This is a genomic window from Escherichia sp. E4742 (genome assembly GCF_005843885.1).
Classification (GTDB): Bacteria; Pseudomonadota; Gammaproteobacteria; order Enterobacterales; family Enterobacteriaceae; genus Escherichia.
Window position 1 is genome coordinate 1118704 of record NZ_CP040443.1, and the last position, 15233, is coordinate 1133936.

The following is a 15233-nucleotide window of genomic DNA, read 5'->3' on the forward strand; positions in this document are numbered from 1 at the left end:
CGTCACTCCTTTACCGGCACAAGGCTGAGCCAGCCATCACCCAGTTCAATGGTGCGGGGCTTATCCGGATTGAGGTCATCACGGGTCAGTACCAGGCGCCAGCGATTGTCCTTCTGTTCTGGCCGGTTAAACAGTCCCACCACAGCCACAAACTGCGCATCTTCATCCATGGGCATATTGAGCGTCACACTGCCGCCGGGCATCACCAGCAGCTCTTTTGAGGCCAGCACGTCGTCCTTAAGTACCGTATCGGCATTACGCAGCAGTGTCTGGTAATCGGCGACATCAACGGCTTTACGATCCCTGAGCTGGTAAACCCGCACCATGGTTGCCAGTGGCGTCTGTGCGCCGTCAGCGTTAATGGCCGTGCGCGGGGTAAAATCCAGATGCAGCGTTTTGATTTTTTTGTAGAAGATGGATTTCGTGATGCTGATCGTGCCGTCCGTGACGGTCTGCGTCAGACCGCAGCCTGCGAGCAGGCCACAGGCAATAAACATCGGCACCCACCAGCGGATTACTGTTACCATTCAGGCGTTCCTTTATTGAGAGAGAGAACAGGTGATTATTCGAAGCGATAATGTCCGTCTTCAGCAGGCGGTAGCGCAGCACATTTCAGCCCTTCGTAGCAGCCCAGACTGACCGTCAGACTCTCCCGGCCATTGCTGAGCTTGCCCGCTTTCAGCCCCAGCAAACCGGTACGGCCCAGCAGAACAGGCCTGCCTTTGCCCAGGCGGGGCTCAGGCAACAACCGCACGGGAACAGTGAGTCGCAGCCGGACGTCACTGCGGTAGCCGAGATAAACGCGCAGCAGAACCAGCAAATCGGTATGGAGGACACCTCCGGGCAACCAGCCTTCCGCTTCGTTCGGATCTGCTGTTTCCAGTGTCATCAGGAGCCGGCTGCATGCTTCCCCTGCCGTTTTACCCAGCGTGGCCCGCTGCGAAAGACGGATGCGGTTTCCGGCACCCAGCCCACTGCGGTTATCGATATGGACCTTAACCGGATCAGGTTTGGTGATAAGTGCACGGGTATTCGGTGCCAGCAGACTCACCAGAGCCCGGATGCCTTCAGCATTGCGGGTGGGTAATCGCATGGCACCCAGTAAGGCCAGGAAACGGGAAACCGGCGTTGCCACCTGTTCAGCGGTGCCGGGTATACCGAGCCCGACCAGCCCCAGCAGACACTGCGATGTGGCATCGCGTCCCCCCTCCTCAAAAGTGGCCGGATATGCATATTTTCGCCAGATCCGGTAGTACTGCGTGGTTATGCGGTGGCTGAAAATATCCAGAAATGAGGTGAGCGCCTCATATCCTTCACGGCGCTGCGTAATATCATCCAGCCAGGACGTCGGCAGAGGTGAGTCCACCCCATACATTCCGAGAAATGTCGTGCGGATCGTTGGGGGTAATGTCGGACGGTCTTCGTCGATCTCCACCGCTTTCAGGGTGCTGACCGGGAATCCCATCCCGGGCCAGGGCCTGAATCGCACCGGGTCATCGCCCGGATGGCTGGTCGTGCCCAGTTTTGGCCCGTCCGGATTTTCCTGCTCCAGCAGCTGGCAGAAACGATAAAAACTGGCCCGCCAGATATCGTTGTTAAGGGCCAGGGCCTGCGTCAGCCCGGTACGTGCCGGCTGTGATTCTCTTTCCATCTCAGTCGTTTCCCTGTGGGTTGCAGTACCAGTGTGAGCTGGTTGAAAAGGTGGACATCAGCGTAGAGCGCAAAGAAACGGTGCAACATCTCCCCGAAAAGATTCACATCGCCCTCGCCGGCAAAATTATCCATATTCAGCGTGACCTCAATGTCCACGCCACGGAGCATAAAGCCCTTTTCAAAACGGCGGATCAGGGTGTGCTTCACGGCAACGATGGCTTCAAGCCGGCGGCGGTTCATTTCATCATCGGTCCAGTCATAGAGCGCCAGCGTCCCCCGCAGCACCTCCGGATTATCCATCATGCTGAGAAAGTTTGATCCGAGGTGACTCATCACCCGCCAGTGAAACCGGTCATTTGCCGGGGGATACAGTGGCATCGTCGGTGCGGTCAGGTTCATGACTCTGACGGGGACTTTGCCGGTTTTGACCACCCTGTCCAGGAGCGTACTTTCCAGCGCCCTGCGCGGAAGCTGCCCGTTGGTCGCGGTGATTCGCATCGAGAGGGACTCCGGTTTATCAGACAGCTGCTCCAGTTCGAATGAGCGTCCCCCGAGAACTAACCATGTGTCATACAGGCCGGAGGGTCCCCGTTTCACGCGGGTGTGGTAATAACGTTCAGGAGCATCGTGGCGCATCATACCGCCCCGGTGCCGGAAGCTGGTGAACGGGACATAAGGGTGTCTGCCGTTCTTCACCGAGCCGTGAATGTTATCGACGCTGTAAATTTCGGTGTGACCATCCTGAAGACGCAGCGGCCTGAGCAGGTACTCGTTATCCAGCGGGTTAAGGATCAGCGGGTCGGCTTCCAGGGTAAAGAGATTGATAACCGGCGCACAGTGCAGGCGGAAGTTTTCTGTCTCAAAAGGCAAACCGGATGACCAGGCTTCACTGAGCACAATGTCGATTTCAAACCAGGTACTGGCCGCAGTGAGCCCAATGGTGTCGAGGCCGCGCAGTTCAACAAACATAAACTTCGGACGGAAGCTGAAATACTCCAGCAGCAACTGGTAACCACTGAAGGCTGTATCAGCTTTCTTCCACAGGCAGTCATTGTCGTCAAAGCCCATGGGTCTGCACCAGCCGTCAAACTGATGACGTCCGGTATATGTCCCGGCATGACGCGCATACATGGCATGTACACGCCGGGTCATTGCCAGATGCAGCGCAGCGCTTACCGGCGCCTCTGCGTTAAGAAAAATGGCGACTTTGTCGATCCCGGCTTTATTCCAGTCCACTTTTTCAGGGCATTCGAAGCGCAGACGGATAGCAGAGCGGCCATCGGATTCAGTATGGAGGCGGGCATCAGCAAGGTGCAGCGGTTGTAGCAACACATCGCGGGTCGTCCGGTACTGACAGGCGGTTTTATGCGGCCCGACAGGACGGGACAGAACGGAGAAGCCTTCGGCCAGTATTTCGGCCTGACGCAGACTACGCCAGTCAGGCGAGAACTCAACGATGGCCAGCGACGGGATAGTCCGCATATAGTGCGGCCACAGCAGACTCACCAGCCCTTCGGTGAGCTCCGGCAGGTCATCATCCAGCTTTTCACGCAAACGTCCCATCAGGAAGGCAAAGCCTTCAAACAGACGTTCCACACTGGGATCGCAGGCGCCAGGCTTATCCAGATTCAGCATTGCTGCCCGATCAGGATGGGCACGGGCAAACTCTTTACCGGCTTCCCGCAGATAGCGCATCTCTGCTTCGTAATAGCGCAGGGTTAAATCATCCATACAATTTTAAATACTGATTTATTTAATTAGGTTCTTTGGCTATGTATATTTCTGATTCAGAATCGCCCTGATAAGAATATGTATAAACAGAGAGAATCAGATCTTCTCCGTCATAGTTTATATAGAATGGATCCAGAATACCTTCTACGGGGATGATTCGTTTTGTTGTTTTTTGGTTAATGTCAGTTTTCCAGACGATACACACCTAATGCACCGCTATATATCAAAATAAAATGTATTGCTGTCATCTCCCCATACATATTTCCGGGAATATCCAAAAATATCATCAGTGATTGAATTATCAGCCTTATCCGCAAAAAACATTCAATCCCTGGTCCTTCCGGCATGGTTGGCTGGATTTTACAATACCTAAATGCCTTCCATCCGGTCTTTGAACGTACACCGTCACTTGAAGCAAGTCTCCATTTACGATCAGGTGATAGTAATGAAGCATTACACTCTGAAGCCCCACAATAACCCGTCCATGGTGTTGTTTCCTGGCTCAGTGCTTCTGCCTGCCCGGAGGAAATATCTGAAATACCTTTACCTCCATCCGGAGTTATAAACAAATAATGATATTCTTTATGTGAATCATTCCTGACAGAAAAGTACGCTAAAGCGTTTCCCTGAGCATCCCGGGTACGGGATATTATATCCACATTACCATCATACTGTTGAATGATGCGGGGGCTTATACCATCCACAAGCTCCACAAGAAGTGTGGCGTTTTTACCCTGATACTGTCCACTGACAGAAATATAAATGTACAAATCACCTTTAATTTCCTGATATGTCAGTACTGACGACACATACATTTTTTCAAAATTAATTCCTCCATCAAAACTATCAGATGAAAATATTTTTTTTACAAGCCATGGCGAATCGGTTATTGTAAATCCGGATCTTGTCTTTATTGGACCATCCAGCATTTCATCCAGTTTGTCACCTTCACGGTTGAAAATATCATTGACATTCCGGAGATTGTTGCTTGCTGCTAAACTTCGATTGCGTAGTAAATAGCTATTGGTAATACAGGAAACATCCTCCAGGCAACTGTTTCTTTCTTTTAGCCATTCTTTTTGACGTTCCACCAGACGTCCACGGCTTAAAGAACTGTCATAGGTCTTTTTAAAAAAATTGTTAAGCGCACTGTCAAGTCCTGATAAATACTCATTGCTACATATCGTTTTTTCTGTCGGTGATAAATCTGCAAGAGAACAATCAAATCCCGCAGATACTGCAATTTTGCAGCCAGAAAGAAGACATAAAGCCAGAGCAATAAAGCGATAACGCATGATATTCCTTGTTTGTTTCCATTCAGGATTATTGGCAAAGCACCATGGCACGGGCCGGGTCAATGGCGATCAGCCCCGCCAGCAGCGTATCCATCTCAGGCATCAGATGGGCTTTATCAGATTCACTGCGACCGGCTTTCATCCGTAGCAGCCTCAGGCGTCGGGCCCGGACTTCAAACAACAAAGCAGGCTCCCAGTCTTCCAGCGTCAGCTGTGGCGCACGGGTAATGAGTTCACCAAGCAGATGAAGCGCCATATCGTTCCGGCCATACTGCTCTGCCACCCGGGCCATGAGCAGGCGTATCAGCCAGCGATGACGTGGTGTATCCATCCCCGGCCGGGACTGGAGCCAGGCAAGCGCCGCTTCAGGCCCTTCCGTGTCTCCCTTTTCCATGGCTTCAGACTCAAGGATCAGCACATCGTCAGTCTGGCCATTAACAACGGCAGGAATGGCAGCTTCATCGCCGTACATCACATCTTCTTCATTCACTTTTTCAGCGATCCAGGCGAGGGTGACCTCGTCAGCAAAGGGAGTACCGTCATTCCATGCCAGCCCTTCAAGGCCCGGGAGACGTTTAAGCAACAGCCGCAGATCTGACAGGACAGCGTCAGACCAGGAATCCCAGGGCTGACCAGCATGACTGAGTCCCTGCCAGAGATACCACTGAAGATCGAGCCAGAAATGATTCACCCCTTCGCAATACATCTGACTGGCCAGTTCAATCAGCTCAACCCAGTTTTTCTGAAGCCAGAGTCGCTTAAGCTGAGCGCGATACCCGGTTTTCGGGGGTACCAGACGGGTACGCCCGCTACTGTCCAGCGAAGGGAGCTGATCGACCGTATCCCACCGCACCGTCTTCATCAGCCGGTGAGAAGCCAGCCAGCCCTGCGGCTGCCCGCTCAGCCAGCGGGAAAGTAACTTGGCCTGGTCGAGTAAGTCGCGGCCCGATGTCACTGCTGCCAGTTGTGGTGAGTCCGGGGGAGCTGATTCACGCCCGGTCTCCCGGGGACTGCTGTTCTGGGGGACCAGTGCCTCCATACCCCCTGAACGTGCCAGGCGGTTCTCAAGCGCGGAACAAAGCCCCGCAAAAGACGGTTTCTCAGCCTCCGGCCAGTCTGCCACGGCGGATCCCAGCAGGCTTATGGCACCCGCCGTCAGACCGGCCTCATTGCTGTCCACCCCGGGCCATAACAGCAGTGCATCAGTCACTTTTGCACTGTTCAGCCACTCCAGCGCAGCTTTCCGGGCGGCAGGACGCCGGGGATGACATGCCTGTCCATAGCGGGTCAGCATCGCAACAAGAAGTAATAAGCCTTCGGACAACCCTTTTTCACCGTCGCGGGTGAGACGGGCCAGCACGTACCAGGTCACGACTCGAATATCTCTGGCGCATTCGCAAAGGCACTTCTGAGCCAGTTCGCACAACAACGCTGAATCGGTACCTGAAATCTTATTGATCTCTTCACGCATCAGCTGAAAATTATCATCGTATGCAGGATCGTCCCCGGTTTCAGATCCGGAGGTGAATGGATGCAGCCAGTTATCCCAGAGCGACAGGGCCTCATTTGCGCGGGAAATGAGACTCAGCCTTTCTTCCTGGCTGGCGGCGCAGGCCGTTAACAGGGCTTCCGGTGAACTCATTCTTGTTCCTGTTTGTCAGTCTCTTTCATAAACCTCACGACCGCTTCCGGAGAAGCGTCGTCCTTACTGTTGACGATTTGTGGTGGAGTCCATTTCAGCAGCATATTTTCTCCAGCTGAGTGAGTTTGCCCTTCCGGTAGCTTACCGGTCGTTTTTTCTGACATGGGGGCGAAAACGCCGACGGGCGTGAAGGAACCTTTCTCTGAAAGGGTGAAAAATGTGCCCATCAGTCCCCGGACCGGCGCCGGATGAATGCCCCTGTTCATCTTTACTCAACACCTTCCGTGCCGGCGGCGACGTTAAAAATGGCGGTGGGCAGCATAAACCCCTGTAGCTTCAGTAAGGCAAGCGGACCGTCGCCCAGCTCACTGCGCATGACGAATTTCAGAGGATTACCATCAGCAGTGATCCACACCAGTTGTGTACGGCTGGCATCAAGTGGCGTGATCAGGGCTTTGTCCAGCAGGCGAATAAACCCCCAGTTCCCCTGGTGACTGGCGTAGAGTTGCATACCACTGCTTACACTCCGCCAGGTGAGCGACACACCTGGATAGTAAGTATTCCCCGGCCAGGTGAAGCTCTGCCAGCTTTCCATCTGATTGAAGTAATCCAGATTCTGTTCATCGAGGGTAAGCTGCACTCTGGCAACATCCCGTGAAGGACGCGCCATCAGTTCGAAGTGAACCCCCGCATCGCCCTGAGAGAACACGATATCTGACAGCTCTGCCAGCTGATTAATCGCCCGGAGGAAATCCGGACTGACAACCATCCCCTGGCTTGCGGAAGGATCAACAACCCAGCGACTCCCCTCCTGGTGGAGGAGCCCGCCAAGATGAGTTTTCAGGAACGTCGTGATCCGACCCGAGTCGCTACGCAGGAACTGTGCCAGTAACGGCAGGGAGGCATCGCTGCCGGTGGCTTTAAACGGATACCGCCCCGCAAAAGCCTTATTCCACTGATCGACTATGGTTGTCTGCCAGCGGGTATTGAGGCTGCCCGCAGCCGGGACAAGCACCTGACGCCAGGCCAGATCCAGCGGTTGTACAAACAACGACTGACCAAATCCACTCCATTCCTGTCCCAGACTTGCTGCGACCAGGCTGCCGTAATCGCGGGTGTCCGTCAGGTCGATGGCTTTGCCCTGAAACACGGCCCGGGCCAGCATCTGCGACATCGCCTGCGGATCCGGGGCGCTGGTAACCTGCTGAAGCTTCAGCCGCATCTGGGTTACACGGGCGAGCCAGGACCGGAAGCTCAGATTACCGTTGCTACCCGCCCCCTCTTTCCCCTCCATCAGCCCCGACAGCGGTCCAAATACCCCATCGAGCGGGCCTTCAGAGCCCTGTTCCTGTTTAATAAACTGCCTGCCATTTTTATTCTTATCGAGCAACTTTTTCGCTGAATCCACGATTGAATCAGCCAGTGCCTCACCCTTTTGCCCCGTTTTCCCCTGGTAGTTCAGCGTGTTCATCAGTGCAACTAACGGGGACTGACGGACGTCACCGATCAGACTCAACTGGGCAATGGCTTCGGAAAGTGACGTGGCTTCCTGCCACTGTATGCTGTTGAGCATGTTCAGCCAGGCATTGCCAAAATCGATAAAATAGCGTTCAGTCAGGCGGGTCTTCAGCGCCTCCGGAGAGATATCGCTCCCTGTCTGATGCGTCTTGTCCGTCAGTACCCAGTCAATTTCATCGCGGCGGGTTTTCACGACCTCGTCAATCGCATCCTGTACCTGCTCTTCCCAGGCCTGACGCGTAAACATTCCAGGAACGACTTCGTCAGTGCTGAATACTGTTGAGGCATCGGTGTCACTGGTCATATCCGCAAGCGTTAAATCAGGCCAGTTGCTGGCCACGCGCTTAAGCATCTCCTGATATAACCCGGACTCAGCGTTCCGCTGGCCTATTTGCTTAAGCAGAATCTGACGGACCGTACTGATTAATTCATCGTCAGGCTTAATTTTCCATTCCGGATGCGCCGGAAGGTTTTGCGCATAAAAACCCAGCAGTTTCGGTGCGAGGTTCTGCCATATGCCATCCGGCACATTCAGGCGTTTCGGTAAGGCTTTCAGCGCGTTTTTCGCCAGCCAGCCGGCGTCCGCTTTGTCCGGACGCGCCAGCATCAGATAACTTTTGAGTATGTCGTAAGTATGCTGTGTGCCCTGCGTACGGGCATCACTGGCAGGAGGGAGTTGCACAAAGGCATTCAGCTGCTGCCTGAGACTGTCTGCGGTGGCATCCCTCATCAGCTGTGCGTTATTTTTCGCATACAGCGGCCAGAGCGCGGCCAGCGTGTCGCTGTCCTGATTAAGACCAAATCGTGTGTACCATGGCGCACCGGTTGCCTCACGATGTTGCAGACGGGCAATGGCCTGCTGGAGCACAAGCTGGCTGCGCAGGCGTTCAGCCAGTGGTTTTGTTGTATCCGCTGCCTGTCTCGCCGTTTCCTGCGCCTGATAAATCTGAGTACGGTTAACGATCAGGGACAGCAATGTTCCGGCCCCCCACAGGACAATCAGGGAAAGCAGAATCAATCGCAGCATCTTCAGCCAGTTGAAGCCCAGCTTCCTGCCGCTAACAGCATCACAGTCATCAATAATAGCTTTCCAGTCAGGTGTGTCGGGGCATGTGTTTGGTACCGCTCCGGCAACGGTCAGTTCAGGGCTGAACATGACACCGCGTAGACGCCAGGCCGCAGTCCCCTGCATCAGTCCACTGAGCAAAACAACCAGGCTGGCTCTCAGCTCCTGCCGCAGTCTGAGTGACAACTGAAGGAGACCGAAATCAGCAGGATCATTCAGTATCTGTGCCATTCCTGCTTTTTGCAGGTGTAACGCCAGTGTGGAAAACGCTTCGTCCGCACCTTTCACAGTTCCTTCCGGTCCGAAGATGACCCCTGTTGCGGCCGCTTTCGCGTCCTGCCGGGCACCGGTAGCGTTGTCAGTCAGCCACAGCCAGACTGGCGCCTGCCAGCCAAGCTGATGGTCGGCTTTCTGGCGGTAACGCAGGAGGGCATCACGTTCGCCATCCGTCGGGAGGGCTGAAATACTCATCACCTGAATGATGCCATCAACCGGTTGCCCGGATCGCAGACGTTTCAGTTTTGAAAGGAAGATCTCGTCCGGGAGTGACTGCGCGTCTCCGCCATAAATCAACACGTAGCCGTCACCTTCCTGCCAGAGGTCATGGCAAAGACCCGGGGCCGCTTTCCGGACCACATCCGGATCCCCCATCACCAGCAGAAGTCGTACCTTACGCTGCCAGCGACGCCCATAGCGAAAGCGCAAATGTTCTGAAACGGCATCTTCACTGAAAACCGGTTCATCGTCGTCTTCACCGGGACTGGGGTTCACCACCGGAGTGATACTCTCAGCCTTTTTCTGCCCCCACTGGAAATACAGCCCGGATTTACCGGCAAAGTCGAAAGCCTTCTCCGTCAGCCAGCCGAGCAAAAACAACGTGGCAACCAGTATGGCGCAGAATGTGAGTATGCGCTGACTGCCATACGGACCGAAGCCGGTGGCCGAAGCGACGTTTTCCGGAAAAGCATAAAAAAGAAATGCCACGATGACCGTCAGAAAAAAGGCGACAGTTACAACAGAGCCGATGAGTGTTTTTACTTTTACCTTAGCCATTCCCGGGTGATTCCTTGCGAACTTCTTCTTTGGTGATGACGGCGACCCAGACGTCGTCTTTGTCAGTGGTGGGCTGGGCAGCGATAACCTGCGCCCCTCGTTGTTCAAAGGCAGCATCAGCAAGCGTGATGGCAAGCCATGGAGCAGCATGGCCGGTATAGCCCAACACGGGATCGATACTGAAATTGTCTTCTGAAAGGCTAAATGTCACTCCGTTCTCTTCGCAGGCATTATTCCAGCCACTGCCCGACGTCAATGTGGGACCGGAGATCCAGCTTCCCTTGAGCTCATTGGGCCGGGTCTTCGCCCAGAGCAGCGCCCGGGTAAGTGTCTTTGTGAGCGTTGTTTCTGTTCCCCTTTCGGGGCGATGAAGGCGAAGTGCATCCGGCCAGGCATGGGTGTTGCGGTTGCTTAATACCACCATTGAGACAGCATCAGCATCTTCTTCCCGGGGAGAGGCAGGTAACGACAGCGTGATGACAACCAGAATGCCTGGGGTGTCCCATCGCTTGTCCAGCCAGGCATCAAACGCCCCCAGTCCTTTTCCGGTCATCAGGCGAAAAATCCTGCCCGTCTTGAGTGAGAGGTCGGCTTTAAGCTGCTCTTCAATCAGGGGATACAGATCGTTATCACAATCCAGCACCAGCCAGCATGGTAGCGCGGGCGGAAGCGGCTGAACTATCCCTTCTACACGCGTGGTCAGTTTATTCACCGCCCCTTTCAGAGCCTTCGTTAAATCTGTCTGATATTCTGGTAATGCCGCGTATCTGACCGGTTTGTCACATCCTCTTGGGTGCGAGAAATCGATAGCAGGCGCCGCGACTTCCATTGCCTCAAGCAGGTCATCGGCTTTGTTTCCGGCCGGGCTCTGAATATAAGTACCGAGGATCCAGGCGCAGCGCTGACCACGCAGAATTTCACTGTCAATAAGCGCTTCCCGCTCGACATTTCGGGACTCAGCTCCCACCTGCCCGGCTTTATAAGCAAACCGGCGTAAACCGAAAATAAGCCCCCACGTGCAAAATGGAAGCCCCAGAGCGGTGAACCAGAAGACAAATCCTGTTCGTTCTGACGTCCAGCACCATAATGTGAGCGCTATCCCCCCCAGCATGATAAATGCCAGGAACAACAGCCAGCGGCGAGTATCGGGGCGCACTATCTTTGGGGCCTTTTCAGGGATGGCATCCAGCCAGACCGGCATAATCAGGCAACCTTTGCTGCGGCAAATGAGCTGATCAATGTGCAACCACAGGCGCATTTATGACCGTGAAATGCCACCGGGATGCCATGATCAAGATAATCAGGATTACCTTCAATAATGGTGGTAGGACCATGACCCGGGATCGGACATGACACTTTGTCGCCTTTACGTGCAATACCGATCCCACCGAACTTCATCGTTTTAGAAGCAGTCAGGACGGAACCACCGTGAGTAGTTTTATCACCTTTACAAATAATCTGAAGCATTATTAAATTCCTCTTTCTTATCTCTTCACTAATTCATCATTCTTTAATTCCCATGTTTCTGCTGGGATCTTTTTATTCGTGCCATCGATAGTGATTGTCTGGATTTTTATTATGAATGTTTCCGGGCCACTGATTATTGATAGATAGTGTTCCCCATCGCATGTATTTACCATTGGGTTATCAATAAATACTATTATTTTTTGCCAATTTCATACAAATATGAATGCGATACTACAGATAGTGCGCAATAAAATTCACATTTGTAACCACCTACATATTTACAAACTCGTCATTAATTTTTATACCACAAACATTCTTTTCTGAGGAAATAATTACCCTTGGCATTTCACCTACAACAGCAAAATTATTACATGTGAGAAATGCAAACAAGCTATGTTTTTCTTAAGTCCATTTGGTTAGCTTAAACTAACATTTATCACGGATTTAGAGTCGAATCTATTAACTCAACCCTGAACGTTCACTGATACATGTCGCATCCGAATTTTACTACTGTCGTTTTCTCATTATGATGAATATTCATGAGAGATTTATTGATTATTACACCCGTCCAATGATTCAATTAATTTCACATATTCATTATTATTAAAATTAAATAAAGTCGTTTTACATACAGGATTATCACTCTTGCTTACTGAGATAGATTGACCGGTTATTGCAATCATTGAACTATTTTTATAAGTATCAATCTCAAATGGAAGACCAACAGGGGTACCATTATCAGACACATCAGCATAGTTATAACTTCCATTATTATCTGATGGAAGTGTTGCTACAACTTCCCCTGATAGTTTATCAATAACCCAACCACATACCCAATTATCACGAAGGCATTCTTTACCATGACCGCCAAAGGCTGTATAGATTCTAAAGTGCCCTGCAAAATTAACAGGCTTTTTTAATTCCTCTTGGACTGCATTCTTCCAGTGTTGCGAGTAATTTTCCTGCTCTTTATTAAAGTGAATATTCTTTTCAAATGGTCCGTTGCTTACAGGAACTAGGTAGTCAGAAAACTGAGGATTAGAACTGTCTTGTGAGTACGTTACAAACGACAAGAGCATGCATGACACAAAAAGCAAAAATTTGTTTGATTTTTTATTACATCCCATTTTTAGAATCCTCAAGAGCTTTAATCATCGTATCTGGTAATAGGTGAGCTTTATTCAATCCATCACCAGAATAGTACGACTCCCCCTCAACTTCTGCCACCCTAGGTACTAACCTGTATTTCTTTTTACCATTTTCATAAACCGGCAAACCGTTTGCATCCAATACTGGTTCTTTTTTAGGGCTTATACTCTTTCCTTTACGGACACCAGCTGATGCAAATTCTTTCGCCCACGCATAAATCGCATCTTCAGCACTTCCGTTACCCTCAAGATAATTGATAAATGCTGGCCGTTTCAATCTAATCAAAAACTGCTCAAATATCTGATCCTGCATCGCAGCATCGTATAGTTTCGAAGTATCAAGATTAAGTGCTTTTACTGCTCTTTTAAGCGTCTCTGGGATTATCTGGAATCGACCTGTGGCGAACATATTTCGTTCTCTTTGGGCATCAATTACCTCAGATATTGTCATTTTTGTGAGATTAGTATTATAGTGCGGGACAGATTTACCTGTCTTAGTAACATTATATGCCGAATAATCATTTTTTGACTCGACACTTCCCAAAAGGTTTGCAAACTTGCTATGCGCCCACCCAGTATTTTTCTTTATTAATGCTCCAAGAAAGGCAATCGGATGCATATGCCACAACGAAGGCCCCAGTTTCTCCGTGGTCACATCCTGCATCCAGGCCATCTTATCAAGAAAATCCTCACTGTATTTCTTCCATTCAGGTGCATCTTTCTTTAGTGCATTCAGAAATGGTTGCCAGATTGCATCGTCTTTTTTGAAGTACCAGTCGCTGGGATGTTTAACGATTGTTTTCTGAAGAACATCACGATAATCGGGATTATGAAGTGCTCTCCAGTATTCCATTGGAGAGTAACGATCGCTTCCACTATCAATTTTATCCAGCAGGCGCTGATAATTATGCTTCACCAGCGCATGGCTGGTTCGCGAATCATCGATCGCAGCCTCATAGAGTGAGTTGATAAGACTGCGGAAGAATCCAGTGGGCTGTTTTTTTCCATCCAGGTAATCAAAGCTGGTAGGCTCTGCGATTTCAGTTCTGAACCCCAGCTTTGCCAGATCATACTGTGACAAAAGTTGAGATTCCACCTGACCTTTTGGCACGTACGCGTTTTCTGGCCGCAATTGCCAGTATTCCTGTTTGGTCGACTTATCGACTTCTGTTTGCACCTGTTTCAGTGGCAGAATTCCCGTCCTGACCGTCACCCCCGTATCCTTCGTGAATGTTCCTGTAGAAACATCTTTCTTGTACAACGCAAGTCCCGGGGCGTACTTCAGCCAGAGTGGATTATTTTTTCCCACCTGCTCAGGATTGGTCAGGAATTTCTCCAGATTATCATCCATACTCGTGCATTCGATGTGTACCTGATATCGTGCCTCATACCCCCCATCCTTTGGTGCCTGATAGTAGCCCATGTGCCCAATCGGGTCACCAGCCTTAATGGCGAATGGGGAACGGAGGCTTACTGTTTTATCGAATACCATGACTTCCTTTGCGGGAGGCAGCAAGTGTCGCCACCAGCCGGGCCCGGCCCCCGACGCTGGCTTAACATTGTTGTTATCCACAACAACCCAGTAGCGCTGACCGGGAGTGAGAGTACTGCTGGTTTTTTCTGGTAAACCCTTTAGCGTCACAAGACCGTATTTTCTCTTGTTACTTCCTGTAGCGTTAAGATTGCTGTCTGCCGGGTCCCACTCCACTCTGGCCCCTTCAGGCATGTACCCTGCAATTTGTGGAGAAGTTTCATCTGAAGTCAGTTTCGCCGTCAGCCAGTCCATTTCAGAATATGCTTTTAGAGTGTCCTGAACGACCCACTGATTTTCTGCTTCAGATTCATAAGCTGAATACGGCGCAAGATGCATATACAGAGTATAGAAATGCAGTCCGCTGGTTTCTTTCTCACCCGGCTGGATATAGTGTTTCACCAGAACAAATGAGCCCGAAAAACTTAGCGGACCTGATTCCCAGCCTAGCGTCAGATAATCCTTGCAGACACGATAAGCAACAACTTCCCCATCAGCCATACAACGTATAGCCTGCTCGCCTTTAAAAGGAACCGGAAAATCTATCGCTTCAAGTGGAGACTTACCACTAAGCGCACACCATGGCGTCGTGGCTTCGGTGATATGGATCCCACCATGCCACATGCCGTTGCGGCCTATCATGTACAGTCCGGTAGATTCTCCCGCTAAATGAGCGAGTATCTCTTCCTGATTTTTAAACTCACTCCCCCGGTTGTTGGAGGGAATAGGCCAGACAATTTTAATTTTTCCTTTTTGGGTAGCCGAGGCGTTCTGCTCTGATGTGGTATTATCACCATAACGATAAAGTGCATAGGGTATATTTTGATCACGATATATCTGGGCAGGATAGAACCCCTTTTCCTGGATAAAATCAGATACCCAGTGTGTACCATTAAACATCGCCATATGTCCATGCACATGATGTGGTGCCGCCTGGATTACGACAACATCCCCCACTTGCTGACCAGAAATTGTGAATACACCGCCACTACGCACTGTTGTCGCGTTATCCACAACTTTAAAGCCATTTTCTAGCAGCCATGGACCGTAGTCTTTTGCTGATTCAATTCCTGAGTTCTTTACCGATGCCCCACCAGCAATCAATGCTTTTTTAACATAACGGGCACAT

Annotated in this window: 11 protein-coding genes; all 11 read right to left on the reverse strand. The window is 51.2% G+C overall.

Going from position 1 to position 15233, the window contains the following annotated elements:
* Positions 1-2 precede the first annotated feature (2 nt).
* Positions 3-527 (reverse strand): type VI secretion system lipoprotein TssJ, encoded by a 525-nt coding sequence (gene tssJ / locus FEM44_RS05415; RefSeq protein WP_135523296.1) that lies wholly within the window; start codon positions 525-527, stop codon positions 3-5.
* A 35-nt stretch (positions 528-562) separates the two neighbouring features.
* Positions 563-1651: a type VI secretion system baseplate subunit TssG gene (tssG, locus tag FEM44_RS05420; RefSeq protein ID WP_135523297.1), complete on the reverse strand. Its 1089-nt coding sequence runs from the start codon at positions 1649-1651 to the stop codon at positions 563-565.
* Positions 1615-3384 (reverse strand): type VI secretion system baseplate subunit TssF, encoded by a 1770-nt coding sequence (tssF, locus tag FEM44_RS05425; RefSeq protein ID WP_135523298.1) that lies wholly within the window; start codon positions 3382-3384, stop codon positions 1615-1617. The genes tssG and tssF overlap by 37 nt, the downstream gene beginning before the upstream one ends.
* A gap of 182 nt (positions 3385-3566) precedes the next feature.
* Positions 3567-4679: a lysozyme inhibitor LprI family protein gene (locus tag FEM44_RS05430; protein ID WP_138158924.1), complete on the reverse strand. Its 1113-nt coding sequence runs from the start codon at positions 4677-4679 to the stop codon at positions 3567-3569.
* 28 nt (positions 4680-4707) lie between these two features.
* Positions 4708-6321 (reverse strand): type VI secretion system protein TssA, encoded by a 1614-nt coding sequence (gene tssA, locus FEM44_RS05435; protein WP_138158926.1) that lies wholly within the window; start codon positions 6319-6321, stop codon positions 4708-4710.
* The gene (locus FEM44_RS05440; protein ID WP_135523300.1) at positions 6318-6587 is read right to left on the reverse strand and encodes a hypothetical protein; all 270 of its coding nucleotides are present in this window, start codon (positions 6585-6587) and stop codon (positions 6318-6320) included. Before FEM44_RS05440 ends, tssA begins: the two co-directional genes overlap by 4 nt.
* Before the next feature lie 2 nt (positions 6588-6589).
* Positions 6590-9958, reverse strand: coding sequence for an ImcF-related family protein (locus tag FEM44_RS05445; protein ID WP_135523301.1), 3369 nt, complete (start codon positions 9956-9958; stop codon positions 6590-6592).
* Entirely contained in the window at positions 9951-11159 is a 1209-nt protein-coding gene (locus FEM44_RS05450; RefSeq protein ID WP_135523367.1) for a hypothetical protein, read from the reverse strand. The genes FEM44_RS05445 and FEM44_RS05450 overlap by 8 nt, the downstream gene beginning before the upstream one ends.
* Positions 11160-11161: 2 nt before the next feature.
* Positions 11162-11425, reverse strand: a complete 264-nt coding sequence (locus FEM44_RS05455; RefSeq protein WP_135523302.1) for a PAAR domain-containing protein — start codon at positions 11423-11425, stop codon at positions 11162-11164.
* A gap of 548 nt (positions 11426-11973) precedes the next feature.
* Positions 11974-12552: a hypothetical protein gene (locus tag FEM44_RS05460; RefSeq protein ID WP_135523303.1), complete on the reverse strand. Its 579-nt coding sequence runs from the start codon at positions 12550-12552 to the stop codon at positions 11974-11976.
* Positions 12542-15010 carry a hypothetical protein gene (locus FEM44_RS25430; RefSeq protein WP_441316614.1) on the reverse strand — a complete coding sequence of 823 codons (2469 nt, stop codon included), beginning with the start codon at positions 15008-15010 and terminating at the stop codon, positions 12542-12544. Before FEM44_RS25430 ends, FEM44_RS05460 begins: the two co-directional genes overlap by 11 nt.
* Positions 15011-15233 lie beyond the last annotated feature (223 nt).